Origin of the sequence: Clostridium sp. FP2, from assembly GCF_011065955.2 — a bacterium.
GTDB classification, from domain to species: domain Bacteria; phylum Bacillota; class Clostridia; order Clostridiales; family Clostridiaceae; genus Clostridium_AD; species Clostridium_AD tagluense.
The window spans coordinates 3,224,477-3,245,774 of the sequence record NZ_JAAMNI020000001.1; the positions used below are offsets into that span (position 1 = coordinate 3,224,477).

At 30.1% G+C, this 21,298-nt stretch carries 18 protein-coding genes and 1 pseudogene; 3 read left to right on the forward strand and 16 right to left on the reverse strand.

The genetic code is table 11. The features are described 5' to 3' along the window. The first annotated feature begins 19 nt into the window (after window positions 1-19). The gene (locus G9F71_RS15510; RefSeq protein ID WP_164950217.1) at window positions 20-760 is read left to right on the forward strand and encodes a hypothetical protein; all 741 of its coding nucleotides are present in this window, start codon (window positions 20-22) and stop codon (window positions 758-760) included. 306 nt (window positions 761-1,066) lie between these two features. Here G9F71_RS15510 and hfq read toward each other — a convergent pair whose 3' ends face one another. The 5 genes from hfq to miaB form a co-directional block, all read right to left on the reverse strand. After that, the gene (gene hfq, locus G9F71_RS15515) at window positions 1,067-1,318 is read right to left on the reverse strand and encodes an RNA chaperone Hfq (RefSeq protein ID WP_164950216.1); all 252 of its coding nucleotides are present in this window, start codon (window positions 1,316-1,318) and stop codon (window positions 1,067-1,069) included. A gap of 81 nt (window positions 1,319-1,399) precedes the next feature. Then, the gene (gene miaA / locus G9F71_RS15520) at window positions 1,400-2,338 is read right to left on the reverse strand and encodes a tRNA (adenosine(37)-N6)-dimethylallyltransferase MiaA (protein ID WP_164950215.1); all 939 of its coding nucleotides are present in this window, start codon (window positions 2,336-2,338) and stop codon (window positions 1,400-1,402) included. Between the two features lie 15 nt (window positions 2,339-2,353). Beyond that, window positions 2,354-4,240 carry a DNA mismatch repair endonuclease MutL gene (gene mutL, locus G9F71_RS15525; protein WP_187353484.1) on the reverse strand — a complete coding sequence of 629 codons (1,887 nt, stop codon included), beginning with the start codon at window positions 4,238-4,240 and terminating at the stop codon, window positions 2,354-2,356. A gap of 21 nt (window positions 4,241-4,261) precedes the next feature. Beyond that, window positions 4,262-6,943: a DNA mismatch repair protein MutS gene (gene mutS, locus G9F71_RS15530; RefSeq protein ID WP_164950214.1), complete on the reverse strand. Its 2,682-nt coding sequence runs from the start codon at window positions 6,941-6,943 to the stop codon at window positions 4,262-4,264. Between the two features lie 21 nt (window positions 6,944-6,964). After that, window positions 6,965-8,299 (reverse strand): tRNA (N6-isopentenyl adenosine(37)-C2)-methylthiotransferase MiaB, encoded by a 1,335-nt coding sequence (gene miaB, locus G9F71_RS15535; RefSeq protein WP_164950213.1) that lies wholly within the window; start codon window positions 8,297-8,299, stop codon window positions 6,965-6,967. A gap of 293 nt (window positions 8,300-8,592) precedes the next feature. Between miaB and G9F71_RS15540 the strand changes: the two genes are divergently transcribed. Then, window positions 8,593-8,751 (forward strand): hypothetical protein, encoded by a 159-nt coding sequence (locus G9F71_RS15540; RefSeq protein ID WP_164944156.1) that lies wholly within the window; start codon window positions 8,593-8,595, stop codon window positions 8,749-8,751. 243 nt (window positions 8,752-8,994) lie between these two features. Continuing rightward, window positions 8,995-10,305, forward strand: coding sequence for a pyridoxal phosphate-dependent aminotransferase (locus G9F71_RS15545; protein ID WP_164950212.1), 1,311 nt, complete (start codon window positions 8,995-8,997; stop codon window positions 10,303-10,305). 213 nt (window positions 10,306-10,518) lie between these two features. Here the strand turns inward: G9F71_RS15545 and G9F71_RS15550 are convergent, their stop codons facing one another. From G9F71_RS15550 to G9F71_RS15600, 11 genes and pseudogenes are all read right to left on the reverse strand, one after another. Next, entirely contained in the window at window positions 10,519-11,391 is an 873-nt protein-coding gene (locus G9F71_RS15550; RefSeq protein ID WP_164950211.1) for a GNAT family N-acetyltransferase, read from the reverse strand. Between the two features lie 113 nt (window positions 11,392-11,504). Next, window positions 11,505-12,563, reverse strand: a complete 1,059-nt coding sequence (locus G9F71_RS15555; RefSeq protein ID WP_224626425.1) for a CotS family spore coat protein — start codon at window positions 12,561-12,563, stop codon at window positions 11,505-11,507. Between the two features lie 203 nt (window positions 12,564-12,766). Next, window positions 12,767-13,606, reverse strand: a pseudogene (locus tag G9F71_RS15560) (4-hydroxy-3-methylbut-2-enyl diphosphate reductase); the annotation flags it as partial. Window positions 13,607-13,641: 35 nt separating this feature from the next. Next, window positions 13,642-14,307, reverse strand: a complete 666-nt coding sequence (cmk, locus tag G9F71_RS15565) for a (d)CMP kinase (protein WP_164950209.1) — start codon at window positions 14,305-14,307, stop codon at window positions 13,642-13,644. Window positions 14,308-14,341: 34 nt separating this feature from the next. Continuing rightward, on the reverse strand, window positions 14,342-15,568 hold the full coding sequence (locus tag G9F71_RS15570) for an NAD(P)/FAD-dependent oxidoreductase (RefSeq protein ID WP_164950208.1): 1,227 nt from the start codon (window positions 15,566-15,568) through the stop codon (window positions 14,342-14,344). Between the two features lie 195 nt (window positions 15,569-15,763). Next, window positions 15,764-17,116: an NADP-specific glutamate dehydrogenase gene (gene gdhA, locus G9F71_RS15575; protein WP_164950207.1), complete on the reverse strand. Its 1,353-nt coding sequence runs from the start codon at window positions 17,114-17,116 to the stop codon at window positions 15,764-15,766. A 189-nt stretch (window positions 17,117-17,305) separates the two neighbouring features. Further along, window positions 17,306-18,184, reverse strand: coding sequence for a MurR/RpiR family transcriptional regulator (locus tag G9F71_RS15580; RefSeq protein WP_124999141.1), 879 nt, complete (start codon window positions 18,182-18,184; stop codon window positions 17,306-17,308). Between the two features lie 215 nt (window positions 18,185-18,399). Next, a complete protein-coding gene (locus G9F71_RS15585; protein WP_164950206.1) occupies window positions 18,400-19,110 on the reverse strand; it encodes a pseudouridine synthase in 711 nt (236 codons plus the stop codon). A gap of 315 nt (window positions 19,111-19,425) precedes the next feature. Beyond that, the gene (gene msrA / locus G9F71_RS15590) at window positions 19,426-19,905 is read right to left on the reverse strand and encodes a peptide-methionine (S)-S-oxide reductase MsrA (protein WP_164950205.1); all 480 of its coding nucleotides are present in this window, start codon (window positions 19,903-19,905) and stop codon (window positions 19,426-19,428) included. Between the two features lie 127 nt (window positions 19,906-20,032). After that, window positions 20,033-20,362, reverse strand: a complete 330-nt coding sequence (locus G9F71_RS15595; protein WP_164944164.1) for a single-stranded DNA-binding protein — start codon at window positions 20,360-20,362, stop codon at window positions 20,033-20,035. Window positions 20,363-20,525: 163 nt separating this feature from the next. Beyond that, complete coding sequence (locus G9F71_RS15600; protein ID WP_164950204.1) at window positions 20,526-21,293, reverse strand: hypothetical protein; 768 nt, start codon at window positions 21,291-21,293, stop codon at window positions 20,526-20,528. Window positions 21,294-21,298 lie beyond the last annotated feature (5 nt).

Below are 21,298 nucleotides of genomic sequence, written 5' to 3' on the forward strand. Positions count from 1 at the left end.
ATAAAAGGAGAAGATATAAATGAATGAAGAAGCATATAAAATTAGATGGGAGATCAATAATCTTAAGAAAAAATTAAAGGAAATTGAAAAAAATGAGATGTCTGCAGAAGAACACGCTCAAGCATGCTCTTCTGCAGTGTGTGGACAAGATGAGATTTTATCAATTATTCAGAAGCTATGTAAGGAGAGAGGACAAAAAAATTTAGCTGTAATGGCTTGTTGGGAGAAAAATGAAAATGGCAAAGCTAGGTGGTATGTAACAAATGCATCTCCTGTCTGCCTACCATATTTATTAAGAGGAGTAGAAAATATTATAAGTTGTTTTTCACCTATAAATAATGAACTTTCTCTTAAAATACTCGAATTAATGTTGAATGAAGATAGTGTAATTACTAATTTTTTCTATGAAAAACTTGAATTTAGCGAAGCGGAAATTAATAAAAAATTACAGGTGTTGGAGGAGAAAAGTTTTATAGCAGGCGATAGTGGAAAATGGAGGCTTCTTGATAAAGGGTGGAAAAGTTATATTGTTTTAGCACATTTAGCAGTAAAATTAGAAGTAGACCTACCAATTGAAAAGGCCCTTTATATAGCCCAAGCTTTTGAGGTAGCGTTAGGCAAACAATGGGGAGAGCATTTAGGTAAAAGCTTTGAAGACATAGTTGTTATTCTTAAAGATAGTAACTGGTTAGAAAAACTTCAACATAAAGGTATTACATTAAAGGATATAGAGCAAGCAGTATATGAAAATAATTGTTAAAATATAAGAATAGAATATGATGAGATTAGGCGAATTTTTGTAGGGTATCTTGGGTAAATATTTATTTGAAATATCAGGAGAAATTAAAAAAGAGCTAATTGAAGCTTTTTTGAATATACACATAAAAAATATAAAAACATACCTTAATATGCAAGGTATGTTTTATAATTTTATACTACTCCTCTGAAGGGCTTCCTTCTGAAATATCATTAAATCATCATCTGCGATGCTAAAATATTAACGACTTCAAAAGGAGATTTAGACTCCCCCTAAAGTTTTCTATTTGTTATAGCTTGTAACTCTCACTTATAGAAGTGGTGACTTTCCTTCTGAAATGTCGTTAAACAATATTGGTTTTAATGGAGTTATAGTAGAAATAGCATGTTTATATATCATCATTTGTTTTCCATCGCAATTTAATATTACTGTGAAACTATCAAACCCTGTAACATTTCCCTTTAACTGAAAACCATTTGTCAAATATAAAGTAACAGGTATTCTATTTTTTCTTGACCCATTCAAAATTATATCCTGTAAATTATTAGTAGATTTATTCATAGCACACCTCCATAATATGTATTTTAAGAATATTCTATAAATAACCTAAAAATCCTTTTTATTTTATGAAAATATAGTAATTTATAATTTTTTCATAGAATCTAACTTACTTGCAATATATTCTACGATTTCATCATCATTGTTAAAATCATCCTTATTAATCCAATTTATTCGTGGATCTTTTCTAAACCAGGTAAGTTGTCTTTTAGCGTAATTTCTACTTCCTTGTTTAATCATTTCTATAGCCTCATTTAAGGATATTTCATGGTTTAAATAATATAATATCTCTTTGTATCCTATGCCCTTCATTGACTGCATATCTGAATTATAGCCCATTTCTTTTAATTTTATAACTTCCTGGATTAAATTTTTTTCCATCATTATATCTACACGGGAATTTATTCTACTATATAGCTTTTGTCTATCCATATTTAGCACAAAATAATGTACATTATAAGGGATATCTAAAAGGTTTTGCTCCTCTTTAAACTCGCTCATGGGTTTACCACTGACTTTATAAACTTCTAAAGCTCTAATAACTCTTTTTAAATCATTAGGATATAGTTTATTGTAGGATTCTTCATCGATATCTTTAAGCAAGGTATGTACATATTCATTTCCCTTTGTATTTGCAAGTTCTGTAAGGTAATCTCTATATTCTTCATCTTTATTAGTATCAGCAAAGCTATAATTATATATTAGTGAATTTATATAAAAGCCAGTTCCACCAACTATCATTGGAAGTTTATTTTTATAAGTTATCTCTTTAATAGCACTTTCAGCCTTTTCTTTAAACTCTGCCACACTAAATCCTTCACTTGGCTCTATTATATCTATTAAATGATGAGGAACTCCCCTCATCTCCACTTTTGAAATTTTAGCAGAACCAACATCCATATATTTGTATATTTGCATTGAATCCGCTGATATAACCTCTCCATTTAACCTTTGTGCCAGCTTTATAGAAATTTCCGTTTTGCCTATAGCTGTAGGACCTGCTAAAATAAATAAATCTTTCATTTTTCCACCTTTTCTCTATTGTATTCTTTTAAATTTTTTTTCTAGTTCATTTAGTGTTATTTTTATTATTGTAGGCCTTCCATGAGGACAAGTAAATGGCTCATCAATATATCTTAAATCATTGATTAATTTATTCATTTCCAATTCTGACAGCTGATTATTTGCTTTTACAGCTGCCTTGCAAGCAAGTGTTGCTATACGTGTATACTTAATTTCTACAGTTTTACCTGTGCCCATATTTTTTAAATTATCCAAGATCTCATTAAAGAGATTTTTAATATCTGGTTTACCAAGTATAATAGGAACTTCCTTTATACTTATTGTGTTTTCACCAAATTCTATAATATCAAAACCAGAATTCTTAAACACCGCTTCATTTTCAACGTAGTATGCGTAATCATCTTGGCTAAGTTCTATTACTGTTGGCGTAAGTAAAATCTGAGATATCACCTCTGAATTTATAATTTCACTTTTATATTTCTCAAACAGTATTTTTTCATGAGCTGCATGTTGGTCAATTAGGTAAAGTTCATTGTATACCTCACCTATAATATAGGTTTTATTAAATTGCCCAATAATTCGTAGCTCAGGAAACTTTGAGATTTTAGAAATTTCATGTGCGGAAGGCTCCTTACTCATATCATAATTAATGCCATAGTTCTCTTTAATATTTTCACGCACATCTTCATTAGGTAATTCATAAGTATTTCCACCATACAAATTATCCCTTTCATCATTTACTGTTTTATAATTAAAATCTAATGGGATTTGAACCTGTTTTTCTAATTCCTGCTTATCTTTTTCATCTATTACTATCCTGTTAAAATCATAAATTTGACTTCTCAAGGTATTTTTTTCTATTTCTTTTCCAACATAATTTTCATTATCCTCTTCTTCTATGGTGAAATTGCCTCGCAAGCTATCAGCAATTGCTGTATGCACCGCATCAAAAACAATTTTGAATACAGCTTTGTCCTCTTGAAATTTAATTTCAGTTTTTTGTGGGTGAACATTTATATCTATATACTCAGGAAAAATGTCCAGAAATATAAGAAAAAAAGGAAACTTATTTATAGTCAAAAAAGATTTAAAAGCATTTTCTACAGCTGCGGTAATTAGACTGCTTTTAACATACCTTTTATTAACAAAAATACTTTGCCTATTTCTACTTCCGCGACTTATTTCTGCATTACCAATATATCCATGAACGGACATTATATCGCCCAACTTTTCAAAACTTGTAACATTATCTACAACCTCTTTGCCATATATATATCTGATGGTATCACAAATGTTTGTAGAGCTATAGGTAGTTAAACCCTTTTTATCATTATTGATTAGCTTAAAAGAAATTTCATTGTTAGCAAGTGCTAGTCTTCCTAAAATATCTGATATTAAAGCTGCTTCTCTTTGAGGTGATTTTAAGAACTTTTGTCTTGCAGGAACATTAAAAAATAAATCCTTAACTTCTATAGTTGTACCAATATTACATCCTATTTCTTTAACGTATAGTATGTCCCCTGAGGACTGAGATATTTCTTTGCCTACCGTTGATTCTCTAGTTCTACTATTTAATGTAGTTTTAGATACAGAGGCAATACTTGCTAATGCCTCTCCTCTAAAACCTAAGGTGTGTATATTATAGATGTCTTCAACATATTTTATTTTACTAGTGGCATGAGGCAAAAATGCCTTTTCTATATCATCTATATGTATTCCAGCGCCGTCATCAATTACTTTTATATTTTTTTGACCACCCTCAAAAATCTCCACGATAATATTTTTAGCACCTGCATCTATGCTATTTTCCACTAACTCCTTTACTACTGAGGAAGGGCGCTCTACCACTTCACCTGCAGCAATTTTATTAGAAGTTTCAACTTCTAATATATTGATTCTCATGATAACTCACATCCTTCGCTATTATAGCAACTTAGCTCTATTAACTAACTCATATAGCTTATTAAAGCCATCCATTGGTGTTAGATTAAGGATATTTATGTTTTTAATTTCATTTAATATATTATCTTTCTCTATGTCTGTAAAATTAATTTGAATGATTTCATCTTTTACTATATTAGGTTCATAATCTATAGCTGCTTCTTTGACTGCAGTTTCAACAAGCTTTTTTTCATTCTTATTATTAGTTTTTTTACTTGAAGTTTTCTTGTCGATTAAATCAATTTCAGTATTATTAAGATTCTCTAGTACTTCTAATATTTCGCTTGCCCTGGTAATTACATCTTTTGGAAGGCCTGCAAGCTTTGCCACCTCTATACCATAGGATTTATCAGCCCCCCCAGGTACAATTTTTCTTATGAACACAATTTCATTTTCGATTTTTTTTACAGCTACAGAATAATTTTTAACACCCTTAATCATACCCTCAAGTTTTGTTAACTCATGATAGTGAGTAGCAAATAAGGTTTTACTCCTCAAGCTTAAATTCTTACAAATATACTCAATTACAGACCAAGCAATACTTAGTCCATCATAAGTACTAGTTCCGCGACCTACCTCATCAAGTAAAACTAAACTTCTATTAGTTGCATTTTGTAGTATATTGGATACTTCCCACATTTCTACCATAAAAGTACTTTTACCAGCAGCAAGATCATCTGAAGCTCCTATCCTAGTAAATATCTTATCACATATAGATATATCAGCTGACGCACAAGGAACAAAGCTCCCTAATTGAGCCATAATAGTTATTAAGGCCACTTGACGCATATAGGTAGATTTACCAGCCATGTTAGGTCCCGTTATTAATAGTAATTGATTATCTACAGTATCCATATATGTGTCATTTTCAATAAAAGTATTTGTGGGCATCATTTTCTCAACTACTGGATGCCTTCCCCCCACAATATTAAAAATACCCTTTGTATTTATTTCAGGTTTTGTATAATTATTTTCAAGGGCAATTGTAGCAAGGGAGCTTAAACAATCAATTTCTGATATTAGCTGAGCAGTATTTTTCATTCTTTCAACGTGCTTTTCAATCTCTTCACGAATACCTGTAAATACCTCGTATTCAAGATTTACTAATTTTTCTTCTGCACCTAAAATCTTTTCTTCCATTTCCTTAAGTTCAGGAGTAATATATCTTTCTGCATTAGATAGTGTTTGTTTTCGTATATACCTGCCCTCAGGTATTAGTGGAATATTTGCTTTTGTTATTTCAATATAATAACCAAATACTCTGTTATATCCTACTTTTAGTGATCTTATTCCAGTTATGCCCTTCTCATCATTTTCTAAGGTAGCAATCCATTCCTTACCATGAGCCTTAGCTAGCCTTAGCTCATCTATTTCAGTATTTAATCCTTCTTTAATAATATTTCCCTCTTTAATAGAAATAGCTGGATTTTCAATAATGGACTTATTTAAAGTATCATATATATCTTTTAAGTCGTCTAAACCTAAATATATTTTCCTCATTAATTTACTATTAAGTCCTGCTAAAATCAATTTAATCTTTGGTATTTTTTCTATAGAATTTTTAAGAGAAATCAATTCTTTTGCATTAACATTTTTAGAAGAAATTTTTCCTACAAGTCTTTCTATATCATATATATCAGTAAGTACATCTTTTAAATCTTCATGGCTGGATATATTACTTTTTAATTCCGAAACGACCTCTAATCTCTCTTCTATTAACGCTTTATTTATTAGTGGTTGATCTAACCATTTGCGGAGCCTTCTAGCACCCATTGCAGTATTTGTTCTATCTAATACCCAAAGCAGCGAACCTTTCTTAGTTTTATCTCTTAGTGTTTCTGTGAGCTCCAAATTCCTCCTGGAATTCGCATCCAAACTTACATAATCTAAAATGTCATAATATTCTATAGTATCTATGTGTGACAGAGAATTTCTTTGAGTATCCATAATATAGCTGAGAAGTCCTGTAATACTTCTCAGTAATTCTTCTGACAAGGTGATTTCACAAAAATTGTTAAACTGGTTTTTTATTAAAGTGTAGTCTTTTGTTATAAAATAATCATTTGGATAAGATGAATAGGATACATTAAATCTTTCTTTGATGGCACTTAGCATCTCGCCCGATATATCCTCTGATACAATAATTTCTTTTGGACTAAATTTTGAAATTTCATCTAATATATTAACAAGGCTTAGTTTAGTATCCGTGCAACTAAATTCACCTGTTGATACATCACAAAAACAAAGTCCACAGAAATTAGTTTTTTTATCAATGTAAATACTCATAACATAATTATTTTTACTTTCTTCTAAAAAACCAGAATCAGTGTAGGTACCTGGCGTTATTATTTTAATTATATCTCTTTTAACTATACCCTTTGCCACTGCTGGATCTTCTACTTGTTCACATATAGCAACCTTATATCCTTTAGCAATTAGCCTACCCACATAGGTATTTGCTGCATGGTATGGAATCCCGCACATAGGTGCCCTTTTCTCTAGTCCACAGTCACGACCTGTAAGCACCAGTTCTAATTCTTTTGCTGCAAGCTCTGCATCTGTAAAAAACATTTCATAAAAGTCACCTAATCTAAAAAACAGTATACAGTCCGTGCAGGTTTCTTTTATTTCAAAATATTGTACCATCATTGGAGTTAATGCCACTTATAATGCCCCCTTGCTTGTCTATGCGCCTAATATTTCTTCACCCATAAGTGAAAAAGAATGTGCATTGGTTATTTGAACTGATACCAGCTCTCCAATAGCTTTGTAATTGCCTTCAAAATTAACTAATTTTCCTGTTCTTGTTCTTCCAGTTAATTTGCTTTTATCATTTTTACTAAAACCTTCAACCAGTACTTCTACAATTTTTCCTACATATTCTATGTTTTTTTCTTTAGAAGTTCTATTAACAACTTCGATTAATCTATTAAATCTTTCATGCTTAATTTTATCTGGTATTTGGTCTAGCATTTCATCTGCGGGAGTTCCTTTTCTTTTAGAATAAAGGTACATAAATGCTAAATCAAATTTCACCTCTTCCATAAGACTTAATGTTTCTGCAAAGTCTTCTTCTGTTTCTCCTGGAAATCCAACGATAATATCTGTACTGAGTCCAACACTTGGCAGTATATTTTTAATGTTTTTAACTAATTCCAAATATTGCTCTCTATCGTAGTGTCTATTCATTTTGTTTAAAAGATTAGTTGAACCTGATTGTACTGGTAAATGAATTTGCTCACAAATTTTATCGCACTCAGCTATTACTTCTATTACCTCAATAGATAAATCCTTTGGGTGAGATGTCATAAATCTTATTCTCTCTAAATCCTCAATATCGTTAATCCTTCTGAGTAACTCTGCAAAATTTATTTGAGGAATTAATCCCTTGCCATATGAATTAACATTTTGACCAAGTACGGTTATTTCTTTATAACCCTCTGAAACCAAAGTTTTTATTTCACTTATAATATCTTCTGGAGTTCTACTTCGCTCTCGCCCTCTTACATAAGGAACTATGCAATAAGTACAAAAATTATTGCAACCATACATAATAGTAACAAAGCCTTTTATACTACTTTCCCTGTCTATTGGCATTCCTTCGATTATAGCGCCTTCTTTATCCCAAATTTCTACAATAGAGGACTCTCCGCCTTGTATTCTTTTTAAGTACTCAGGAAATTTATAAGCATTATGTGTTCCAATAATAATATCTACAAATGGAAATTTAGTGATTATATGTTTAGCCATACCTTCCTGCTGCATCATACATCCAGTAACTGCTATTATAAGGTTTGGATTTTGTTTTTTCATATTCTTTAGAGCTCCTATGTTCCCATCAACCTTTTGCTCTGCATTCTCTCTAACACAACAGGTATTGAAAATAATTATATCAGCAGCTTCCTTATCCGTAGTTTTTTTATATCCCATAGGTATTAGCATACCGGATAATTTTTCGGAATCCTCCTCATTCATCTGACAACCCCATGTTTCTATATAATAGTTAAGTATTTCATTCATTAGTGCATTCTCCTTTATAAAAAAAGTATTACTATCTACCCATTATATATAATGTGTAGGTTTTTTTAAAGGTATTTTTAATATTTCAATGTATTTAATCATTTAATTAATTTACTTGAAATATATATTTAAATTAGATTTTAATAATAGTAGTCCTATTGTATTGTAATACATAAAAAAACTATACGTAAATTATGTTCTTTATTTTCCGCTTATCTCTAATATTCATTTATTTAGCTATTACATTAAATTTCTGATTTTTGGGTAATATAACTAAAGAGGAGTGATTTTATATGTATGATGCAAAAAAAGATGAAAATTTTAGAAGTAAGCAATTACAATATGATTGTATAGGTGACAGGAGTTATTTTTATATGTGTGCCCATAGTAATATGGTAAATATAACAGTACCCTATGTACCTGCAGAAATTATAATAAGAGAATTTAAATAGTTTTAAATTTAGGAAGTGTGCATTATAACAAATAAGTATCTTATTTAATTAAGATACTTATTTATATTCTATTACAAAAAAATTAAATTATAGGGATTAGAATTCGCCTGTTACCGTTTTTAGCGGTTTAGTACTCATTTACCATAAATTGAGCATTATAGCAATAATCTAATTAACCTGATATAATATTATATGAAGGTAACTATTTTATAAATTATAATTATATTTTTAGGGGGTATTTTTATGAACAAACCAATACTGTCAGAACATTTTAAGAAAAGGATGCCATCAGACGTCAGACTTGGTCAAATCAAATTTGATGAGCGCACAGTTAAACCTGCATTAGTCAATGTAGCAATTGGAAACGTTTCCCTACCAACAAATCCTGCTATGCAAAAAAGGATGTTTTCATTGGATGCACCTGAAAGCCCATTTGCAAAGGGTATTGTAAGATATTCAGGTACTGCCGGTGTAGCCGAAGCTAAAGATGCATTTAAAAACATCCTAAGGTGCCAAGGTTTTGATACTAGTAAACTATTTGTTCAGGTAACCGATGGCGGATCCTCAGGTATGGAACTTTTATTACTTGGCGTTTGCGGAGATGCAGGCACCGATGATAAACCTCTTATGATGATTGACCCAGCCTATACAAATTATATTTCTTTTGCAGAAAGAATCGGACGTAAAACTGTTACAGTAAAACGTAATTTAGGAGCTGATGGCAAGTTCAGCCTTCCAGAGCTTGACAAAATTGAAGAAACCATTAAAAAGCACAATCCTGGAGCACTTCTTGTAATACCTTACGACAATCCTACAGGACAGCTCTACGACTATGCAACGCTTAAAGAGCTTGCTAAAATATGCGTAAAATATAATATGTGGATGATCAGCGATGAAGCTTATCGTGGACTGTTTTATGTTGACGGTGACCTGGTAAGCATTTGGGGAATCACTGATGCAGATGTACCTGGCATAGAAGGCAGAAGAATAAGCATTGATACCGCATCAAAGGTATGGAGTGCCTGCGGTTTAAGAATAGGAGCTTTAATCACTGATAATGAAGAGTTCCATACTCAGTCAGTAGCTGAATATACTGCTAATCTTTGCGCCAATGTAATAGGTCAGTATATCTTCGGAGCACTGGCTCATGAAAGCAAGCAGCAGATTGATGGATGGTGCAAAGGCCTTCGTGAGTATTACAAAAATATCATGTTTAAATTCTATAACGGTCTAAGAGAACTGGACCCTGGTCTGATTGTTTCTAGCCCTGATTCATCTATATATTCAGTAGTTGATGTTAGAAATGTTGTAAAACCAGGATTTGATTCAATCAAATTTGTTATGTATTGTGCCCAGGAAGGTTCTGTGGACTTAAATGGAGTAGAAACAACTCTTTTGGTAGCACCTATGAAAGGTTTCTATGACCTTAAACCCGGCCAGGCTAATCCAGGCAGCACTCAGATGCGTATTGCATTCGTAGAAACTCCAGAAAACATGGAAAAGGTTCCTGAGTTATTCGTTAAGCTTCTAAGGAAGTATGAAAAAGCACGCTAAATAGTTATTAACATCCTTCAATTATAATAATAAGGCAGTAATGGTTGCACCTGCAGAAGGTTTCTATGCAACTAATGGACTAGCTATATTATCCTATTGCATTACCCTACATTAAAAGATGCTATTGAAATCTCAGGGATAGCTCTTGAAAAATATATAGAATTAAATAAACATAGAATAATATAAAAGGAGGTACTAATACCTCCTTTTATATTATTGAAGTCTAGTTTTTTCCCAGGTATATAATTCTCTTTTAATATTAAAGCCAAGTGAACTATATAATCTAAAAGCATCAACATTATTAGAATCTACCTTCAGAGACACTTTAGAAAAGTCATTTTCCCTAGCTATATTAAGCAAATAGCACAGTAGCACTTTCCCATATCCTTCTTTTCTATATTTTCTTACAATCCCAAAATTTACTATGATTGCCACCTTATCTTCAATTATAATTTGACCATATCCAATTGGTATTTTGTCTAGCTCAATAAATATTGCACCTTTATCAAAATAATATTCCTGTGCTTCATCATAATAAATATCTTCTATATCTATTGGAATTCTATCATCGTTGTTAAATATATCATTTTGTAATAAACATCGTGCTTTTTCATCTTTATCCTTTTCTACTATAGAAAAACTAATGTTCTTAGGCTGGGCGGTACTAATATATTCTGTGCACTGTTTTTCAAGTTCCATAAAACCTTTAGCTCTAATAAAACCTAATTTACTTAAAATATCTATATTTACTGCATTATCTTCACATTCATAAGTTATTAAACTATCATTTTTCAATGGACCTATTAAAGTTTCATAATAATAAATTGAATTATTATCTCCGATTACATTTATTGAGTTAATAGAACTATGATGTTTATTATGTTTTTCAAACCATATATAACCTATATAAGTATTTTTTTCTAATAGTAGGTTTACATTTTTCCTTAAAAACATTCTTTGGATAATATTGCTGTTATCATAAAGCTGAAAAAAATCTTGATTTGACAAACTAAAGTTAGTATTAAATTGAGAAATTTTTCTAAATTTATTAATATTTTTTAAAGTTAGACTTATTGATTTATACATTTAGCTTTACTCCATTAATTTTTATTTTTAAATATATTTGATTACTGATAAAGTATAGTACAATTCTAATTATAAATCTATTAATAATATTTTTACAATAAATTTATTGTTATTTATAAATATTCTTGCAAGAAAATCAAATAATCAGCAAAAAATTTCTCTTGATTTTCACTGTAGCTTAAAATCCTCTTTAGCTTATGCAAATATTTAGTCTCGGACCATTTTTTTTGATCTATATACCTTCTATATCCTAACCTCCAAAATTTTTGAGGAAAAATTATTAATGCAAACATTATTTCTAAATCTTCTTTGCACAATTTATTAATGGAATTATAAGCTTCAATTAGAGCTTTGGCAAAATCAAAGTTCCATCCATAAGATTTTTTAAACATCAACCTCCTAATAAGCGTTCCTAGATCACTTATTTGTAAATCAATTATAATACTATCAAGGTCAGTTATAAAGTACTCTCCCTCCTTTTTAATTATATTCTGATTATAAAAGTCTTTGTAGCATATTGTTTTACCATCATTTGCTACTTTTGATAGTTTATAATATTGTGACTTATTTATCATGTTAATGGCTAACAATCCTCTATTATAAAAGTTATCAATTCCTCCTAGAAAAAGCACATCAAAATCATTTTTTATCCTTTTGCTAATAATTATTTTTTTGAATTTTTCAAGATTATTTAAATTACTAGCGAAAATCTTTGGCCAATTATTTAAATTTCTTCCTATATGAATTTTGTTATGGTCAATTTTATTTAATTTATTATGAAATTCGGCTAAAAGTTTTGTACAATTTACAGCTTCATCAATATCAGTTAAATCACATTCACAGCCTTCTAGCCATTCTGTTAAGTAGAATATACTACTTTTATACCTTACATAAAAATCTCCCTCCTTTGTTCTGAAATATTTGGCTATATTTGTAAATTTATTAAATATTAACTCTTCTGTTAAAAGACAACCATTTTTAGCTTTATTTCTTCCATGTTTTATTCTCTTTAAAGAGAAATTGCCACTATCTGCGGTAATTTTGTATGCACCTCTAATTTTTTCTGCAGTTACTAATTGGATATTGTACTTATGCATTACGCTTATTAATATTTGCATCTCTTTATTGTTAATTATTTTAAAGTGCTGAGCTGTCTTGGTATTCCCTTTCAATTTTTTCTCTCCCCATAATAGTGCTATTAAATTATATTACTTAATTTTATTTAGTATTCAATAATTTTCAAATAAGATATTTATTTAGAACCTATTTATGATTCCACAATTTTAGAAGCCCAATAAATAATAAAAAACGTGTATGCATAATTTATGCTACACGTTCTTATAGTAAACATTATAATTTTATAAACCTATTTACCAGAATTGATTTTTATAATTGCTTCCTTAATAATCCAATCTGGTGTAGAAGCTCCTGCTGTAACACCTATATTTTTTAAATTCCCATCTTTTATAAATTCATCCGGGATACCTGATAAATTTTCTACATGTACTGTATTCTCGCAATTTTTTTTGCATATTTCATAAAGTTTTGTAGTGTTTGAACTATTAAACCCGCCAATAACTACCATAGCATCAACTTTTGTTGATATTTCCTCTGCAGACTTTTGACGAACTTCTGTTGCACTACAAATAGTATTGAATGCAACTATTTCTTTACTGGTTTTTATAAGCACAGCTAATACCTCTTCCCAGGTAGATTGCCTTTCAGTTGTCTGAGATACAACACATACTTTATTGGGTATATTAAAAATGGGATCGCCACTCTTAAGTATTAAAGCTGAGTCATTACACCATCCATTAATTCCAATAACTTCAGGATGATTTTTATCTCCTACAATAATAATACTATATCCCAAATCGTAGTATTTCTTTACCTTTTTGTGAATATTTTCTACATAGGGACATGTTGCATCTATTATATTAAGTTTATGTTTTTTTAAAACATTTAACGCTTTTTCAGATACTCCATGTGATCTAATAATGATTGTATCATTTTCTTTTAAGCTATCAATATTATCAAGTTCTATAGGGAATATTAGATTTTCCTTTAAAAAATCCACAACATCATTATTATGAATAAGTGGTCCTAGTGTATAGATTTCACTTTTGTACTTCTCTTTCATTTTTAAAGCCGTATCTACTGCTCGTTTAACTCCAAAGCAAAAGCCAGCTGAATCTGCAAGTGTTATTTTTTTCATTCTGCCTCCTCCTTATTAAGGTATCTCACAAAATACTAATTATTATTTTTAATATTTGAATTAATATAATCTATCATTTTTTGTGCTACCCCATCAATATCTAAATCATTAGAATCAATCTCTATAGCATCTATTGCTTTTTTTAGTGGACTAACTTCTCTATGGGTATCAATATAATCCCTTTTTATAATATCGCTTAAAATGGTGTCATAATCAACATCTATGCCCTTAGTAATTAGCTCTTTATATCTTCTTTTAGCTCTCTCTTCACTGCTTGCAGTTAAATAAAATTTAAAAGTAGCATCTTTAAGTACAACAGTGCCAATATCGCGGCCATCCATAATAACATTGAATTTTTTAGCTATATCCTGTTGCAACTTAACAAGAATTTCTCTCACTTTAGGAACTGCTGCATACTTTGAAACATTATTGCTTATAACAGGCATGCTTATAAGCTCTGTCAAATCTTCCTTGTTAACAAACAAATGATCCTCTTCAAAATGCATTTCTAAAGATGCTACTATTTTAACTAAATCATCTACATTTTTTTCAGAGATATTTGCATTCATAGCCGTAAGTGTAACTGCTCTATACATTGATCCTGTGTTAATATACATAAGATTGAATTTTTCACCTATTATTTTAGCAATAGTACTTTTTCCTGCACCCGCAGGTCCATCTATTGCAACTGAAATTCTCATTATATTCCACCCACCCTTTATAAATATGATAGTATTAGTCTTCCCCTACATTATTTCCAGCTAAATAGCCTGTTGATAATGCTATTTGAAGGTTATAACCTCCTGTATATGCATCTACATCTATCATTTCGCCTGCAAAATAAAGATTATCAATTACTTTTGACTTCATAGTAGACGCATCTATTTGCAGCGTATCTACTCCACCACTAGTTATAATTGCTTCTTCAATTGGGCGAAGACCTTTTATGTTAAGAGTCAAATTTTGAAGTAAATTCACTAAGACTTTTCTTTCTTCTTTGGTAATAGAATTCACTTTTTTATTTTCATCAATATTAGATAATTGGATTATTGTATTAATTAATTTACTAGGAAGTAAATCATTTAATGAGTTTCTAAAATCTTTGTTTGCATATTTTATGAAATCGCTTTGAATTCGCTTATCAAGCTCAACTTCACTTAAAGCTGGTTTTAGATTTATGAAAGCTTTTAATTTTACTCCTTCTTTCACAAAACTACTACCACTTAAAACAATAGGTCCTGAAATACCATAATGAGTAAAAAGCATTTCTCCAAACTCTTTATATAGACACTTATTTTTACTATTAGTAATTCTTAATTCTACATTCTTTAGAGAAAGACCCTGTACATCCGGGATCCAAGCCTCCTCAGCCTCTATTGGTACTAGAGATGGTCTAGGTTTAATTATATTATGTCCTAACACACGGGCATAAGATAAGCCTTCACCAGATGAACCTGTTTGTGGATATGATAAACCACCAGTACATAAGATAAAGTAATCCCCTAATACAATACTTCCATCACCGAGCTCAACGGAAACAATCTTTTGATTATCTCTAATTAACCTTTTCACTTTTGTGTTTAATAGTACTTTAACCTTTTTATTTTTTAATTCCGTATTAAAAGCTTTTATAATATCTGAAGACTTATCTGACTCAGGAAATACTCTATCTCCTCTTTCAACTTTAAGGTTAACTCCCAACTCTTTGAAGAAATTCATTGTATCTTCGTTAGTAAAGGAATATAGTGAACTATATAAAAACTGCGGATTACATGGTATATTTTCAAAAAAATCACCGATATCCTTCGCATTTGTAATATTACATCTACCCTTACCTGTTATATAAAGCTTCCTTCCTAATTTTTCATTCTTTTCAATGAGTACCACTTCGTGTTTTGATGAAGCTGTAACAGCTGCCATCATACCTGCTGGTCCTCCTCCAATAATAATTATTTTTGACACTTAATCACTCCCTTATAATACTTACCATTATAACTTAATATAATATATTAATCTATTAACCTTATTTAAAATAAATAAAATAATTTAAAATAATGCATAGATTTTCCTAGTAAGCTCTCTTATAAAGATGAAAACAAGTGAAACGAAAAAAAGAATCCCAATAAAGGGATTCTCTTAAAAACGTTTACTTAATACTTAATAACTTCCTTGTGAATGCATAGCTTCTGCAACTTTAACAAATCCTGCAATGTTAGCTCCTGCAACTAGATTATAACCAAATCCAAATTCTTCTGCAGCATCTCTACAATTGTTGTATATATTAACCATAATTGCATGTAATTTTGCATCAACTTCTTCTTCAGTCCATGATAATCTCATACTATTTTGGCTCATTTCAAGTGCTGATGTAGCAACTCCACCTGCATTTGCAGCCTTAGATGGTCCTACTTTAAGTCCCTTTTCTAAGAAGTATTCAACCGCTTCATTAGTACATGGCATATTAGCGCCTTCACAAACCATTGTTATTCCATTTGCAACTATTTGTTTAGCATGCTCAATATGAATATCATTTTGAGTAGCACATGGTATTACTATATCAACTTTTACATTCCATGGTTTTTCTCCAGCAAAGAATTCACAACCATACTTGTCAGCATAGTCTTTAACTCTTGCGCCTTTGTTTACGTTTAACATTTCAACCATGTAATCTACCTTCTCGCCAAGTACTCCAGCTGGGTCATATATGTATCCGTCTGGACCAGAAAGTGTTACTACTTTACCACCTAATTCTTCAACTTTTTTGCAAAGACCCCAAGCAACGTTACCGAAACCTGAAGATGCTACTGTTTTGCCTTTAAAGCTTGTTCCTTCATGTTTAAGCATTTCTTCACAGTAATAAGCTATACCAAATCCTGTAGCACTTGGTCTTCCTATACTTCCACCATAAGATAATCCTTTTCCTGTAAGAACTCCATTTTCGAAATTTCCTTTGATTCTTCTGTATTGTCCAAATAAATAACCAATTTCACGTCCACCAACACCAATGTCTCCAGCTGGAACGTCTACATCTGGTCCAATGTGTCTGTAAAGTTCAGTCATAAAGCTTTGGCAGAATCTCATTATTTCAGCATCAGATTTTCCTTTTGGATCAAAATCAGAACCACCTTTACCTCCACCTATTGGAAGTCCAGTTAATGAATTCTTTAATATTTGTTCAAATCCAAGGAATTTAATGATTCCTATGTAAACTGATGGATGGAATCTTAAACCACCTTTAAATGGTCCTATACATCCATTAAATTGCACTCTAAAACCACGATTAACCTGATTAACGCCTGCATCATCTATCCATGGTACTCTAAACATAATTTGTCTTTCTGGCTCACAAAATCTTTCTAAAAGATTTGCTTCCATATATTCTGGGTGTTTTTCTAAAACTGGTCCTAATGATCCTAATACCTCTTGAACTGTTTGTAAAAATTCTGGTTCATTAGCATTTCTCTTTTTAACATTTTCTATTACCTGTTGAATATAAGCTTTTGTTTCCATAACTTAATCCCTCCCAAAAATGAATGTATAAATTCAATTTAATACCATCATGCATACTAAATTGCTTTATATATAGTATATTCTATATGTTTTTTAATAATCCTTCTTTATTTTTAAAAAAAAACATTATTTTTTAAAAAAAGAGTAAACATTTACATATAATTATTTTAAAGGAATATTTTATCGGGATTATCTTTCATTCTTATCTTTATAAGAGTAAACTTGATATTCTTCCCATATACTTTCCAAAGTAGAAAATGTTCTTGAAATTTTTTCTTTTTCGCGAAGTCCAACAGCAATAATTAATGCATTTATTACACTAAGCGGCGCTACTAAAGAATCAACAAAGGAAGCCATATTACTTTGGGCAATTAATGTGTAGTCAGCTTTAGCTGCAAGTGGAGATAATAAACTATCCGTAATTGCTACAACATCAGCATTTCTGCTTTTAGCAAAAGCTAAAGCTTCAATTGTCCTTGTAGCATACCTTGGAAATCCTATTCCAATCAGTACGTCTTCTTCAGAAACATTAATTATTTGTTCAAATATATCGCTAACTCCATAGGCAACAACCTTAACATTATCCAAAATTAGATTTAAATAAAAGGCTAAAAACTCTGCCAATGCTGAGGAACTTCTAAGGCCAATTATATATATTTTTTTAGCTTTAAATAGTGAATTTACTACGTCCTCAAAAGTTTTATGATTTATCTTTTCAAGAGTGGCGCGAATATTTTCCATATCAGCTTTTAATACACCTTTTAATGCATTTTCTTGCGTAATAAAATCATTAGATAATTCAATTCTTTGCACAGTAGTTAATTTATTTTTAATTAATTCTTGAAGAGATTTTTGTAGTTTTGGATACCCACTAAAACCTAATTCATTAGCAAATCTTACAACTGTAGATTCACTTACCCCTACACTAGAACCTAATTTTGCAGCCGTCATAAAAGCAGCCTTATCATAGTGCTTTAAAATATATTCTGCTATTAACTTTTGTCCCTTACTTAAACGCGGAAACTTCACTTGAATAGCCCTCATCAAATCTTGTTTGTTGTTTTCCATAATAACCCCAATCCTTTCTATGTTAACTTTTAAAAAATGAAATAAAAATTTCATTATATAAATAAATGAAATTTTTATTTCATTTTATCATTTATTGAACATAGTTTCAACAAATTATTCATTTCTTATGAAATCTTAGCTGTTTTTTATCTTAAACAACTAAGATTTCCTCCATAATATCTTGATTTCTTCAAAACACTACTGACATTTAATAATTATAAATTCTTCAAATATCTTATTTCTTCTTCAGTCAAGTTTCTCCATTCACCTTTTTCCATATTACCCAGTGTAATCTCACCAACTGAAACTCTTTTTAATGCAATAACTGGATGATCTATGGCCTCACACATTTTTCTGATTTGACGATTCTTTCCTTCATGAATAGTAATTGTAACTTTGCTGTTAAATCCAATTCTCTTATTCATTTCAAAATTTGATCCTGCTGTAATATATCCGTCAATATCTATGCCATTACAGAACTTAAATATTTCTTCCTCTGTTGCGCAACCTTCTAATAACGCTATATAAACTTTATTAATTGCTTGCCTTGGATGAATCACCCTATTATAGATATCTCCATCATTAGTTAATATAATTAAACCAGATGTATCATAGTCCAAACGCCCTATAGGGTATATCCTTTCTTTTGTCTTCACTAAATCTAAAATGGTTTTTCTTTCTTTTTCATCTTTTACAGTAGATACTATTCCCTCAGGTTTATTTAATGCAATATAAACCTTATTTTCTTCTATATTGATAATTTTATTATCTACATATACAGTATCTTTATCAGGGTCAACTTTTTGTCCAAGTTCTGTAACTACAAAATCATTTACTTTTACTCTCCCACCTGTAATTATTTCCTCGCATTTTCTTCTTGAAGCAACCCCACATCTAGCCATGAATTTTTGCAAACGTTCTTCCACTATACCACTTCCTAATATTATTTTAATTACTATATAATTAAGTCTTCATAAAGAAGTATATAAGTATATTAGTAAAAAATCAATTGTCGAAATCTTTTTTCATTTGATTAGCCCCTCCAAAGTAAAATTTTATGATATATTCACTACCCTTTCTTTTAACTTGTCTAATGATATAATATATACATAATTATTCCTTAAAAATATAACTCACGTTACAGTCAACAAAGACATAAAAATAAGGAAGTGTAAAATTTACACTTCCTTATTTTTATGTCTTTAAACTTTTCTTTAACTTTTCTTTAACTTTTCTTTAACTTAATCATCATTTAAATTAATGTGGCAGTAGCCTCCAGGATTTTTTTGTAGATACTTTTGATGATAATCTTCAGCATCATAAAAACAAACTAAAGGCTGTATTTCTGTAACTATGGGTTTATTATATTTACCTTGGGCTTCATCTTTTGTTTTTAATATAATATCTAAATCCACTTTATCAGTATAATAAATACCACTTCTATATTGACTACCTACATCAGGCCCTTGCCTATTAGAAACCGTAGGATCTATTATTCCCCAAAACTTATTTAATATTTTTTGAAGGGATATAATGTTTTCATCGTAACTTATTAAGCATGCTTCTGCATGACCTGTGTTTCCCGTACAAACCTCATTATATGTTGGATCTTTCTTTGAACCATTAGCATAACCAACTACAGTTTCAATAATACCATTTATTCTTGATATGTAAGCTTCTACACCCCAAAAACATCCTCCTGCTACAACAATAGTCTTCATAAACGCACCTCCATATTATATAAACTAGTACATATATATATATTACTACAAATGCATTTGCTTTTCTAACTAATTGTAAAAAATAATCTAGTAATAGTAAATTTTTCTCTTGTTAGTTTTACTTACATTATACTATTTCTTTCTTTTTATCTAAAAATTTAAAATCCTCTGCTACAACTTCCATACTATATTTTTTGTTTCCATCTTTATCTGTATAACTGCTACTGCAAAGTCTACCAGTCAGACCAATTTGGCTTCCCTTCCCTAAATATTTGCACATAGTTTCTGCTAGTGTATTCCATACTAAAACATTTATAAAATCGGCTTCAGGTTGTGAGTCCTTACGTTGTATTCTATTAATTGCCAATGTAAATTTAGTATAAAATCCTTTTCCATCATTAAAATCTTTTAGTTCCAAATCTCTTGTTATTCTGCCTATCAATGATACATTATTCATAATATCTCTCCTTTTTTTTAATAGCTTTTTAAATTATTGACAGCAAAAATAATTTTTATACAAACAAATGTTTGCTTTTAAATTTATTGTTTTGTGGTAACAAAAAACTTTCGCCTTCCTAGAGTCAATCTAAGAAAGCGAAAGTATATTTTTTATTGAAAATTTATTTACTGTAATATATAGTCTTAATATTTTTTTCAATTTCCTCTTTAGTTCTTGTGTCAAAAGGATTATTAGTCATTGCCGTAACAAATAAATATGGAAAAGCATTTTTTAAATGCTTCATATACAAAACCCATTGACTTACGCTTGCTCCATATACTCTTTTTATATCAATTTCTAAATGTTCTTTTTCATCATCTCTTAGTTCTGATAAATTTCTTGAAGATAACTCATCTTGTAAATGAAAAACTGCAGTTAATAAATGCGTAAAAATTTCATGTTCTAATAAATTTGGGTTTTCTAATAATTTAAGTAAAAATTCCCTTTTACATAATAGAAATTCATTCATTCTTTCTAAATCAACTTTGCAAAATTCAATTTGATAGTTATAATTTTTGCATTTTTCTAATGCTTTTTTAAAATCTCTTTCTTCCCAACTTGGTTCAACTATCAGGGAATTTGCTATTTCATCTACCTTTGGATGAATGGATGTGCAGTATTTTAAAATAGTAGTACCTACTTCATTAAAATATACACCTATTATTAAATTGAGTTTTTCCATTAAGGCTTCTCTCTCTCTTATTTTAATAACTCCATCTATAACTAATGATACAAATAAAACCTCAATAGGTATAAATGCTAAATCACCTACAATATATAAAAATATATGATGTGCATCTCTAAAAACAAAATAGTGAAAACAATATAATAACGCTGATGAAAGTATCAATAATACCGAAAGTTTTAAACGCCAATCCGTTTTCTTCATGTTTG